We start from the raw sequence: 12793 nt of genomic DNA on the forward strand, positions 1-12793 counted from the left end.
AATATATGTCGAAATGCGCCACATTTTATTTGTTTTTATAAAAATAAAAAAGGCTGAATTTTTTAGAATTCAACCTTATACTTTTATTTTGCAATAGTTACAGCACGCTTTTCACGAATAACTGTTATTTTAATATTACCCGGGTAATCAAGTTCTTTTTCAATTTGATTACGAATGTCTCGTGCCAGTACTGTAATACGATCATCTGAAATCTTATCAGGTTCAACCATCACGCGAACTTCACGTCCAGCCTGAATAGCATATGCCTGCTTAACCCCTTCATACCTGTTAGCTATTTCTTCCAGGTCAGTAAGTCTTCTAATGTAATTTTCCAAACTCTCGCTTCTGGCACCAGGTCTTGCAGAAGAAATTGTATCCGCTGCAACTACCAGTTCAGCAATAAATGATAACTTCGGCACATCCCCATGGTGTGCTGCAATTGCATTAACAACCACATCCGGCTCGTGATATTTCCTGGTCAATTCCACGCCAATTTCAACGTGTGACCCTTCAATGTCATGGTCGACTGCTTTTCCAATATCGTGTAATAATCCCGCGCGAACCGCTAATTTTTCATTTAATCCAAGCTCCGCAGCCATTGTTCCAGCTAGTTTTGCAACTTCAATCGAATGACCCAAAACGTTTTGACCGTATGATGTACGGTACTTGAGTCTACCCAATATTTTGACCAACTCCGGATTCATTTTGTGAATCCCCAGTTCCATTAGAGCGCTTTCGCCAGCTTCGTAAATATCATCATTAACTTCTTTACGAGCTTTATCAACTGTCTCTTCAATTCTAGCTGGGTGAATTCTTCCGTCTTTAATTAAACGCTCCATTGCTCTTTTAGCAATTTCACGCCGAATTGCATCAAAACCACTCAGTGTCACAACTTTAGGTGTATCATCAATAATTAGATCCACACCCGTTAGTGCTTCAAAAGATCTGATATTACGCCCTTCACGACCGATAATTCGGCCTTTCATTTCCTCATTAGGTAAATCAACTACTGATACCGTAGTTTCGGCTACCGTATCAGCGGAACTGCTTTGAATAGCATCAATAATTATTTTACGTGCATAGTGATCCGCCTTGGCTTTCACTTCTTGATTACTATTACTAATCATTTCTGCTCGTTCTTTAACTAATTGGTCTGACAATTGATTTAAAACAAGCTTTCGCGCCTGCTCCTTGTCTAAATGAGCAACTTCATAGAGCTTTTGTGTAGTCTGTTCGACTAATTCATCTGCCTTTTGCAACTTAGTGGTCAATTCATTTTGCTTATTTTCTAGCTGTTCGTCTTTTTTAGCTAAATCATCCTCTTTTTCTTTTAGCAAAGAGTTTTTATGATCAAGAGTATCCTCTCGTTGAGTTAAGCGATTTTGATCACGTGCTATTGTATCACGTTTGTCGTTTAATTCATCTTCAACTTTTTGTCGATAATCTTGAATTTGTTCTTGGGCTTCAAGAATTTTTTCTTTTTTGGTGTTTTGCGCACTTTGTTTTACAGCGTCAGCTGCCTGCTTTTGTGCATTGACTTCTGCTTTAGCAGCATCGACTCGTGCTTTTGCTTCGGTTAAAATATGATCGGCATCGTTTTGAGCATTTTGGGCTTTCTTTTCCCAGATATTTTTACGTATAGCGTATCCTACAACTATGCCTACTATAATTGAAATAATAGCAATCGCGACGGGAATCAAAAATTTACTCATCATGATTTCTATCGCCTTTTTTATTTTTTTAGATTATTCACACAATATTAATGATAAAGAACCACGGGGATTATGTCAAACGTCATGAAAAAAACCTCGACCAGTTTTCACAGGTCAAGGTCTATTTCCTCATAATTAGCTTTTGCTGTCAGCTTCTTTTTTATCAGAAGCTTCCTTTTCTTTGCTTGCAGCCTTTTTAGCTTTCTTCTCTTTTATTTTTTCTGGATCTTCTCTTTCAGCTACGGATTCTTCATCAATGCCGAAAGCCTGACGAACTTGCTTCTGAACATCATCATAAACATCAGGATGATCTTCAAGATACTTTTTGGCATTTTCTCGTCCTTGCCCAATTCGTTCATCATGATATGAATACCAAGAACCAGCTTTAGCAATAATGTCCTTGTCAGCAGCCATGTCTAGAAGTTCACCACTTTGAGAGATACCTTTGCCGTACATCATATCAACTTCGGCAACTTTAAAAGGCGGAGCAACTTTATTCTTAACAACTTTGATTTTTACGCGGTTACCAGTGATTTCACCACCAGTTTGTTTAATTTTTTCTGCTCTTCTAATTTCAAGTCTAATAGTTGCGTAAAACTTAAGTGCACGACCACCTGGTGTAGTTTCAGGATTGCCAAACATGATCCCCACTTTTTCACGGATTTGATTAATAAAAATTGCTATGGTTTTAGTCTTATTAATATTACCTGAAAGTTTACGCAATGCTTGACTCATTAAACGAGCTTGCAGTCCAACGTGGCTGTCGCCCATTTCGCCGTCAATTTCAGCTTGAGGCACAAGTGCTGCAACCGAATCAACTACTAAAATGTCAATCGCACCACTCGTAATCAATGTATCCGCAATCTGCAATCCCTCTTCACCAGTGTTAGGCTGGGATAAAATTAATGAATCAACATCAACACCTAAAGCTTCCGCATATGCCGGATCCATGGCATTTTCAGCGTCAATATAAGCAGCCGTGCCACCTCTTTTTTGCACTTCAGCAACCGCATGTAAAGCAACTGTCGTTTTACCAGAAGACTCTGGTCCATAAATTTCTACAATTCTACCACGGGGATAGCCGCCAACTCCTAAGGCCGCATCAAGAGCAAGCGAACCTGAAGGAACAGTTGAAATTTTGGTGTCGGCCTTATCGCCCATTCGCATGACGGCGCCTTTACCAAAATTCTTTTCAATTTTCTTAAGTGCATTTTCCAATGCAGCTTGTTTTTCATCTTTGGCCAAGACTCTTGTCCTCCTATAAATAGTTTCATCATTTTAATACGTAATAATTATACTTTGCTTTAGTGTATATTTGCAAGAAAAAAGGCGAACAAATGTTTATTAATTTTATTCACAATAATAATTACGTAAAAATTGCCAAAAACTTTTTTAGTTTGCCTTTTTTAATCCCTTGGGTTGTAATATTTTCTGCAAAAAATTCAAAATGACGTCTGCTAAAATTGCCATTAATGCTGTAGGAAGAGCTCCGGCCAGTATAATTGCACTGCCGTTAGTAGCATTAGTACCACGAATAATAATGTCACCTAAACCGCCAGCACCTACAAATGAACCAATTGATGTAATACCAATAGCTATGACTAAAGCATTTTTTAAGCCTGCTATAATAACTGACATTGATAAAGGCAAACGAACCATGTAAAGTAGCTGCAATTTTGTCATACCCATCCCTTTACCAGAATCAATAACATTTTTATTAACATTACTCATACCAGTATATGTATTTTTAATAATAGGTAAAAGTGAATAAAGTGTAACAGTTACAATAACAGTCATAACGCCCAAACCCAAGCCAATCATTACAATGGATAAAAGTGCCAAAGATGGAATTGTTTGGATAAAATTGGCAATTTCAACAACAAAATCACCTAAATGACCATTGCGAGAGATAAAAATTCCTAGAGGAATACCTATAATTGCAGCAAATAGAACCCCATAGATTGAAATGAGGAAAGTGCGATTAAATTGTTCTAATACATAACTGCCATTATGGGCATAATAATAAATAAATTGCTGCCACAATGATAAATGAGACATTATTTCTCCCCCTTAAAGTAATTATGTTTTACTAAAAATTGATGTGCAACAATAGACGGCTCAAGCAACTTGTCATCAACTTGAAAATTCATTTTACGAATATCATGCACACTCACATTGCCAACTAGTCTGGTCAGTATTGGCTTTAATTCAGGATGCTCACGCAATAAATAATTATTGATTAACATCCCACAATTATACGGTGGAAAGAAATGTTTATCATCTTTGAGGAGATGTAAATTATAGCTGTCAATTCGACCATCTGTTGAATAACCCAAGATAACATCCATTTTTCCACTATTCAAAGCAGAATAAACTAAACCAATGTTCATAGGATGGGCTTTAGCAAAAGTCATTCCATAAGCTGTTTGAAAAGCCGGATAACCCACTCCTGGAGCATTAACCCATTCAGATGCTACACCAAAAGAAAATTTGTCTTTAACTTTCTTTAAATCTGAAATTTTATAAAGATGATATTTCTTTTGATCTTTTGCTCTAACCATAAAGGCATAATTATTAGCAAAACCATAGGTATGCAAATAGGTTTGGTCCCATCTCTTTTTTACTTCTCTGCGAACTGTATCATTTGCCTTCTTGGAATCTTTAATCGCAGGTAAGAGCAGATTGGCTGTTAACTCACCACCATCATACGCGGCTGCTTGGATATCAGCATCATGCCGAATTAGAGCTTGGTGCTGCATCGGTGCAGAACCCAAATTATTAACAATAGAAGTCTTATATGACGTCTCGTGCTCAATTAATTGGGCAACAATATTTGCCATAATTTGAGACTCAGTCGTTGTCAGTGCCGTAATTTTAATATCTTTTTCACTACCTTGACTGTCAGAAAGTCCTGGTAAACCACAAGCACTAGTAGTAAGCAGTATGAGCAAGGTGGTTATCATCAGCAATATTTTTTGCAAATACTTTTTCACGATGAACACCTCCTTATATTCCCTTTGGCGTCAGCTTACGTTCCAGCTTACCCAATAGGTAATCCGTTAATAGAGCCAAAATGATTACAGGAATCGTTCCTCCAAAAATGAGGTCTGTTTGGTAGAGGCTAAGTCCATTAAAAATAAAGTCTCCTAAGCCGCCAGCTCCGATGTATGAAGCAAGTGTCGCCCAGGCAATTACATAAATAGCAGAAAGTCTGATTCCTGCCATGATTACGGGCATAGCTAAAGGAATATCAACTTTTAAAATAAGCTGCATATTAGTCATGCCTAACCCGCGTGCTGAATCAATTGTATCTTGATTAACATCAGTTAGCCCTACATATGTGTTGCGTAAAATGGGCATTAAACTATAAAGAAAAAGAGCTATGATTGCGGGCAGTTTCCCAACACCAAAAAACGGTATCATGATTGCCAGCAAAGCCAAAGCTGGTATAGTTTGCAGCATACTGGCTATTGCTATTACTACTTTAGCAATTCGCTTAAATTTCATTAATATAACGCTTAAGGGAACTGCAACAATTATTCCTAACCCTAAAGAGATAGCAGAAATATATATTTGTTGCCAAGTTTTTACTAATAATTCTGAACCGTGTTGTGCAAAAAAGGCTGACATTGTTATTTCGCCTCTTTTTCTGAAGAATTTTGCAGGCGACTTTTATCGCCCCATATTTTTTCATAAACAACATTTACTAAACTAGCACGAGTGACTATACCTACTAATTTTTTATCTGAATCCGTTACGGGTATGTAGCTCTTATTCCGACTCATGATCCGACTAAAATTGTCACGCAAATATTCCTCAGGACCGACAGTGCTCAGTTTAGTAATCAAAATATCACTGACACTACTTACTTTAGGGTAATTGCGTTGCAAATCATCAATTGAAATGTAGCCTTTAAGATGGTCCCCATTATCAACGACTAAAAGCGTATCAACTCTATGCTCCTTCATCATGGTTAAAGCGTCAGTGAGCGAAGCTCCTAAATCAATTTTAGTTGGGTTAGTCAACATCACGTTTTTAACTTTTACAGTTTCATATTTTGCTTCTGACAAACGCTCTTCACCAATCAAGCTCTTAACGTAATCATTTGCAGGATGATGTAGAATCTGGTCAGGTGTTCCTACTTGAATCAATTGCCCATCATGCAAAACAACTACTTTAGTGGCAAGCTTTAATGCCTCATCCATGTCATGAGTGACAAAAACAATTGTTTTGCCTAATCGCACTTGTAAATTTTGAATTAAATTCTGCAAACTTTCACGAGTTATTGGATCCAGTGCGCCAAAGGGCTCATCCATTAATATCAAGTTTTGGTTTGCAGCTAATGCACGCACAACTCCAATTCTTTGTTGCTGACCGCCCGATAACTCTGAAGGATATCTGTCTAAATATGACTCAGGTAATTCAGCCATTTTAATAAGTTTTTGCGCCTCACCAGCCAGCCTGTCCTTAGGCCATTTTAGTAATTTGGGTACTAAAATAATATTTTCCCTGATGGTCATATGAGGCATTAATCCATTATTCTGAATAACATAACCTATGTGCCGCCGTAAATTAACTGGGTTAAAACTTTTAACATTTTTGCCGTCAACAAGCACTTCACCCTTAGTTACACTATTCATGCGATTTATCATACGCATTAAAGTAGTTTTTCCTGAGCCGGAGGTACCAATCAGGCAGCAAAAATCACCTTTTTCTATTTTAAAACTAATATGTTTTACAGCTGCATTTTTCATCTTAGGATATATTTTTGATACATCCCTAAATTCAACTGCTGGTACTTTTTCTACCATAAAATTTCCTCCTTTTCCAATATTTCCTTAATCTAATCCTAACAAGTAAATGGAACTTAATCAACAATCAGCATTTTTTGGAGACTTTTATATTAAAAATCACGCACAAAAAAGCACCACTTATAGTAGTGCTTTTTTATAATTTATCCTATCATTAAATTTACATTGAACCTTCAAAAACATCCCATGAGCTGTGGAAATAGTCCCAGCCTGAGTAAATAGTAAAAATTAGTGCAATATATAGTAAAATAGTTCCTATATGATAGAAATCTCCAATTAATAAAAAGATTATTGATAGCATTTGACAAGTCGTTTTAATCTTACCGGGCATAGCTGCAGCCATAACCTGACCCTTATTTTCTGCCAGTATTAAACGTAAACCTGTTACTGCCAATTCACGACAAACGATAATAGCGATAACCCAGGCAGGAGCCAGATTTAGCGAAATTAACATTATGAAAGCAGTCATAGTCAACATTTTATCTGCCAGCGGATCAGCAAATTTACCAAAATTGGTAACCAGGTTACGTGCTCTCGCTATATGCCCATCAAACCAGTCAGTTGCAGATGCCACCGCAAAAACAACGGCAGCAATGACTAATTTCCAATAAACTGTTGTTCCTGCTACTTTAACGCTGGCATCGCCACCAAAGATGACAATTAACATAAAAACTGGTATTAATAATATTCTAAAAACCGTTAACTTATTAGGTAAATTCATTCTTAACTTTTCCTCCCAAAATAGTTATCTTTCATTACTTTCATTCCCACTGGAAGAATTACTTCCAGAATGACCAGATTCACTACTATGATCATTATTATTTGACTGATTGTCGTCATGACCTGACTGACCATTTTGATTACTCTGGTTATTATTTTGATTATTTTCTTGGCTATTGGTCGAACTAGAATGATTATTGTCATTAGCATTATTGTTATTGCTATGACCGCCAGTTTGATTATGACTCTGATTTTGATGATTTGAGTTACTATGTTCAGAATTATAATTAGTGGTTCCAGAATTATTCTGGCCACTCTGTGTTTGACTATTATGACGTTTACCAATATAAAATGTCAAAGAAAGATTCGAATTCTGAGCAGTGTATGGAACTTTTTTACCACCAATTGTAACTGAAGTCCCGACAGCATTACTGAAAGTAACAACGACAGTTTGAGCAGTTTCAGGAATCCTCAATGTGTGCTTTTGACCAGCAGTTAAAGTCTGACCACTTTGGTTAACGCCATTCATAGCAATAGAAACCGTAGTAGCCTGATCACCAGCTCGCACAACCAAATTGCGATTATTTTTTAGACCAGTAATCTGAAATTGGTTTGCTGCCAATTCTTTAATTTTTACGCTTTTCTTTTTAGGCTTTTTAACCTTCTGATGACGTTTGCCATTATCTGAAGAAACAGAAACATCCCCTGTTGTATTGTTATTTTGATTGCGACTAGAAGAAAAATGAGCATAAACAACATAGCATACCAAAACAACAACGATTATTCCCAGACCAACAATAATCCGTGGAAGGTAATCCTGCCATATTTTTTTCTTGTTATTAGTAGTTTTACGGATTTCTTCACTTTTGTTGTCAATCGAATCTTCGACAAATTCATCAGGCTCTGCCTTAGGAATATCTTCATGATATTCACTTAAAAGCTTTTTACCATCCAAACCGACTATTTGGGCATACTGCCTGATAAATGCTCTTACATAAAAATCTCCAGGAAGTTTATCAAAATCGTTTTGCTCGATCGCCGTCAGATATCTACCTTGAATTTTGGTTGCTTTTTCAATATCTTCAATTGAAAGTCCCTTAGCCTCTCTGGCACTGCGTAATTTATCTCCGATATCTGCCATAGTTACCTCTTTAAATTCTAAATTTACTCTTTGAGTATAACATATACTACATATTATTTTTACATTTATATAAGCCAGCCGCCACTAACATATATTGTTTGTCCAGTTAAATATCCTGAATGGACGTCAAGTAGTGTCCTAACCCAATAGGAAATATCTTTGCCTTCTGCTAAACGGCCAACAGGTATTTCGCCTCTAACTTCTTCCATTGCTTCAGGTGCTAATATTGAATTCATTGCTGTATTAACAGCACCAGGTGCTACAACATTTACCGTAAGATTGGCTGAAGCAACTTCACGGGAATATGCTTGTGCGAAACGTTCAAGACCTGATTTAGAAGAACTGTAAACAGCTTCCATAGCACTGCCTGAACCACCATAAACCGAACCTAAATAAACGATACGACTATAATCATTTTTTATCAAATGGGGTTCTAATAATCCTGTTAGTTTAATTGGTGTAATCAAATTAATGTGCAAAATATCATCAATTTTTGCCATATTTTGACTACTTACAAAATTATAATCTGTAATTCCCTGAGCAAACACAACAGCATTTACTGGCAAAAGATTATTAACAAATTCTTTTAACTCATCATTTTTAGCCAAAAAATTCAATTTTATAGGAATAAAGTCCTGATTAGGATATTTCTGACTCATTCCTTCAGCCATAGTATAGGCTTCCTGCCAATTTTGACTGCAATGAACATAAAGAGACCAACCAGCTTGGGCTAAGTCAGCACAAATAGCTTGACCAATGCCACCTGTTGCACCAAATACAAGCGCTCGCTGCAATTAAAACATTCCTTTTATTTTAAAATTGTATGAAGATGACCATATAGCTAAACTATTTTTAGAAAATAAATTCAGTTATGCATTCATATTCAATTATATTTTAACATTATTTTTTGGCAAGTTTGAACTAATAAAGCGACTTGATAAACTTTCTTAAAAATTAGCTTTTGTCTTCATCTTTTTTGGGTGGTAATAATACTTGACGAGGTTTTGAACCTTCAGACGGTCCCACAATGCCTTTTTCTTCCATTGCATCAACAATTCGGGCAGCACGATTATATCCTATGCGAAACCTTCTTTGTAAGAGTGACACACTAGCTGTTTGCTGCTGTCTGACCAGTTCAACAGCCTGATCATAATATTCATCCTCTGGTTCGTCATCTTGTTTCTCAGAATTTTCTTGACCTTTTTGTGGAATCATACCTTGATCATATTCAGGTTTTTGTTGTTTCTTTACCCAAGAAATTATTTTTTCAACTTCACTAGAAGAAACATAAGCACCCTGAATACGCTCAGGTTTAGACGCTCCGACCGGCATGTACAACATGTCACCTCTGCCAAGCAGTTTCTCGGCACCAGTTTGGTCTAAAATTGTTCTTGAATCAATACCACTCGAAACGGCAAAAGAGATTCGCGATGGTACATTTGCCTTAATTAAACCGGTGATAACATCAACACTCGGCCTTTGAGTAGCCAGAATCATATGAATTCCTGCAGCACGAGCCATTTGCCCTAGGCGGACAATTGCACCTTCAACATCGCGGCCACCAACCATCATCAGATCACTAAGCTCATCAACTACGACCAAAATATAAGGTAATAGTTTCATTTTCGGCTTTGACTTATCCTGATTATTAAGTAGAACCTTATCATTAAATTCGCCAATATTACGAGCACCACTTGCGGCAAATAATTTATAGCGTCGTTCCATTTCTTTAACAGCTTTACTTAGAGCATTTGCGGCCAGCTTGGCATCTGTAACTACCGGTATCAACAAATGCGGAACACCGTTATAAACAGAAAGTTCCACCATCTTGGGATCAATTAAAATCAGTTTAACTTGATCCGGCAGTGCCTTCATTAATATACTCGTTAAAATAGTATTGATTGCAACAGACTTCCCCGAACCTGTTGAACCAGCAATGAGAAGGTGAGGCATTTTAGTTAAGTTTGCTGAGATAGTTTGACCACTAACGTCTTTTCCCAAAGGTACTTGCATAGGGTCTTTCTTAGCTTTATTATCTTGACTTTGCATTACATCTTTAAAAGCAACAACTGAAGTATTTTTGTTAGGTACCTCTATACCAATATATGGCTTACCCGGAATAGGTGCTTCTATTCTGATATCTTTTGCAGCCAAAGCAAGAGCCAAGTCATCTGCTAAATTTACAATTCTACTAACTTTAACCCCAACAGCAGGCTGAACTTCATACCGTGTAATTGTTGGTCCTAAAATTGCTTTTTTAATAATAACTTTGACCCCAAAACTTTTAAAAGTAGACTGCAAGGTTTGCGTATTTTTGCGAATGAGAGCTTTATCAGTACTTTGGTCAATATTCTTAATGCTATCAAGTAAGGCTATTGGCGGCTTTTGATAATTAGGACTAACTTTTTGGTCTTGCTTAAGTTCGCCATGATCTACAGATCCTAATTCTTGTTTAATTTTTCTGTCTTCTTCAGCAAAAGAATGAGATTTGGGTAAATTGCTACTAGAACTAGTTGCTTTTCTCCCTTTTTCATTATCATTTTGACTGGCCACCTGAATCTGCGGCTCAACTGGGGCATGCTCTGGCATATCACCAAATTCAGATTCGTTTGCAACTGCATCGTCTGTATCCTGAGTATCTGTGAATTCTTCAGAAGACTCGTCATTAACGGCAAAATCATCAACATCGGGAAAAACCATATTTTTAGATTTTGATGTCTCCTGTGAATTCTGAGATTGTTCGTCTGAGATTTTCTGTTTCTTTTTCTCTCTAAAAGAACCATATTTATTTTTTATTTTCGTGCCGGCTGCCTTATTTTTATTAATAAAAAGCTGACTAACCTTCTGAAATTTTTGGATTATCGTGGCCAATTTTACATCAAAGAACATTAAAATGCCGCATGGAATCAGTAAAATCGCAACTACACGCAATCCTATATGGCCTAGTAAGGGATAAAATAATTGGTAGCATAATGCGCCAATGACTCCTCCCCCAACATGTTTAGTAACAGCCATGCGACCAAATTCAGCAGAAATTTCATGCCAAAAGGCATTCATAAATGCATTGTTTACAAATTCACTTTCAAAATAAACGCTGCTTTGGATTAATAAAAATCCCAGTATTGCAAAAAACAGGCCACAACTGCGTTTAAATTTAAAGTGCATTGGCTTATTGTAAATTAGCATGACCAAACCAAAAATAATGCAAATTCCAGCTGCTAATAAATAGGAATCTCCAAAGAAGAAACGAAAAATATTAGCAACTTGTTTTCCTAAAATTCCGTATTTAACAAATGCCAAGACTGATATAAGAATTTGTATCAGTCCAATGATTGCCCAGGTAATTCCAGTATTTTGTTTTTTCTGATGAGCCTTGGTGGTTTTTCTCCTTTTCTTTTTAGGCATAATACTACCTAATCAGCAATTAAAAATTTGCTTGGAAGTTCAAATTAACTGGCTCATCCAAAGTAATTTGAGTAACTTCATAAGTAAGGGTTTCAATATATTCAACTAATGGCCGACTAAGCAACTTATAGTCACTTTTTTCCAGATCACTGCCATCACCAAAATAATCTTTAATTTTAACGATTTGACTAATCATTCCGCTTACAGAAAAATCTCCTGGCGCAGGTGCCACGTCAAAAACAACGGTTACATCAAAATAATTGCCGTCAGTACCAGCATCAGTTGTGCCATCATCATTTTGTTTTTCAACCTTTTTCAAGCCAAAATTTACCTGATCTTTAGTTTCCGGCTCTTCATTAATATCATAATGAAAGTTTTTGACTATAACAGGAGTTTCTTTTTCAAAATCCATCTTAGTTTCCTCCTAAATTTCTTTCATACCGCTCTGGGCGATTATAGCTATCTTTTAATTTATCATTTTCATAATGATGTGTAGTTTCTAAATCAGGAAAACCCTGCTGACGCAATGCTTCAAGTAAAACTATCGCTACCGAATTGGCTAAATTGTAGCAACGAATATTATTAGACATTGGTATTCTCAAATTGCGGTCATAATATTCGCGCATAAATGTTTCAGGTAAACCAGTTGTTTCTTTACCAAATACAAAATAGTAATTTTTTGCAGAATCTGTATAGTCTACTTCCGCATAATTTTTGGAAGAAAACTTAGAAATAAGATACATTTCATCTTGGGGACCAAGTTGCTTCAAGAATGCATTAAGATCTTCATGTACGTGAACATCAACCTTATCCCAATAATCTAAACCCGCTCGCTTCATTTTTTTATTATCGATTTGAAAACCTAATGGCTCAATTAAATCAAGAACTGTATTAGTTCCAGCACAAGTCCGAGCAATGTTACCAGTATTAGCCGGCATCAGTGGTTCGTATAAAACTACGTGATTTGTCAATCTTTTTCTCCTTCACTAATTTTTTCACAAATA

At 36.4% G+C, this 12793-nt stretch carries 12 protein-coding genes; all 12 read right to left on the reverse strand.

From position 1 onward, the window contains the following. Positions 1–83: 83 nt before the first annotated feature. Positions 84–1712 carry a ribonuclease Y gene (gene rny, locus AAA926_RS03445; RefSeq protein WP_370466785.1) on the reverse strand — a complete coding sequence of 543 codons (1629 nt, stop codon included), beginning with the start codon at positions 1710–1712 and terminating at the stop codon, positions 84–86. A 135-nt stretch (positions 1713–1847) separates the two neighbouring features. Further along, positions 1848–2957, reverse strand: coding sequence for a recombinase RecA (recA, locus tag AAA926_RS03450; RefSeq protein WP_198180844.1), 1110 nt, complete (start codon positions 2955–2957; stop codon positions 1848–1850). Positions 2958–3104: 147 nt separating this feature from the next. Then, positions 3105–3770 carry an ABC transporter permease gene (locus AAA926_RS03455; RefSeq protein ID WP_198180845.1) on the reverse strand — a complete coding sequence of 222 codons (666 nt, stop codon included), beginning with the start codon at positions 3768–3770 and terminating at the stop codon, positions 3105–3107. Continuing rightward, positions 3770–4675 carry an osmoprotectant ABC transporter substrate-binding protein gene (locus tag AAA926_RS03460; protein WP_338211927.1) on the reverse strand — a complete coding sequence of 302 codons (906 nt, stop codon included), beginning with the start codon at positions 4673–4675 and terminating at the stop codon, positions 3770–3772. The genes AAA926_RS03455 and AAA926_RS03460 overlap by 1 nt, the downstream gene beginning before the upstream one ends. A gap of 43 nt (positions 4676–4718) precedes the next feature. Beyond that, a complete protein-coding gene (locus AAA926_RS03465; protein WP_198180846.1) occupies positions 4719–5342 on the reverse strand; it encodes an ABC transporter permease in 624 nt (207 codons plus the stop codon). Positions 5343–5344: 2 nt separating this feature from the next. Beyond that, positions 5345–6523: an ABC transporter ATP-binding protein gene (locus tag AAA926_RS03470; protein WP_198180847.1), complete on the reverse strand. Its 1179-nt coding sequence runs from the start codon at positions 6521–6523 to the stop codon at positions 5345–5347. Between the two features lie 160 nt (positions 6524–6683). After that, on the reverse strand, positions 6684–7244 hold the full coding sequence (pgsA, locus tag AAA926_RS03475; RefSeq protein WP_198180848.1) for a CDP-diacylglycerol--glycerol-3-phosphate 3-phosphatidyltransferase: 561 nt from the start codon (positions 7242–7244) through the stop codon (positions 6684–6686). 24 nt (positions 7245–7268) lie between these two features. Continuing rightward, positions 7269–8384: a helix-turn-helix domain-containing protein gene (locus AAA926_RS03480; RefSeq protein ID WP_265892778.1), complete on the reverse strand. Its 1116-nt coding sequence runs from the start codon at positions 8382–8384 to the stop codon at positions 7269–7271. Between the two features lie 65 nt (positions 8385–8449). Further along, the gene (gene ymfI / locus AAA926_RS03485) at positions 8450–9178 is read right to left on the reverse strand and encodes an elongation factor P 5-aminopentanone reductase (protein WP_265892779.1); all 729 of its coding nucleotides are present in this window, start codon (positions 9176–9178) and stop codon (positions 8450–8452) included. Positions 9179–9338: 160 nt separating this feature from the next. Continuing rightward, entirely contained in the window at positions 9339–11789 is a 2451-nt protein-coding gene (locus tag AAA926_RS03490) for an FtsK/SpoIIIE family DNA translocase (RefSeq protein ID WP_338211869.1), read from the reverse strand. 19 nt (positions 11790–11808) lie between these two features. After that, positions 11809–12201 (reverse strand): DUF1149 family protein, encoded by a 393-nt coding sequence (locus AAA926_RS03495; protein ID WP_198180852.1) that lies wholly within the window; start codon positions 12199–12201, stop codon positions 11809–11811. A 1-nt stretch (position 12202) separates the two neighbouring features. Next, positions 12203–12760, reverse strand: coding sequence for a tRNA (cytidine(34)-2'-O)-methyltransferase (locus tag AAA926_RS03500; protein ID WP_198180853.1), 558 nt, complete (start codon positions 12758–12760; stop codon positions 12203–12205). Positions 12761–12793 lie beyond the last annotated feature (33 nt).

It is taken from the genome of Lactobacillus juensis, assembly GCF_036246285.1.
In the GTDB taxonomy this organism is placed as follows: domain Bacteria; phylum Bacillota; class Bacilli; order Lactobacillales; family Lactobacillaceae; genus Lactobacillus; species Lactobacillus juensis.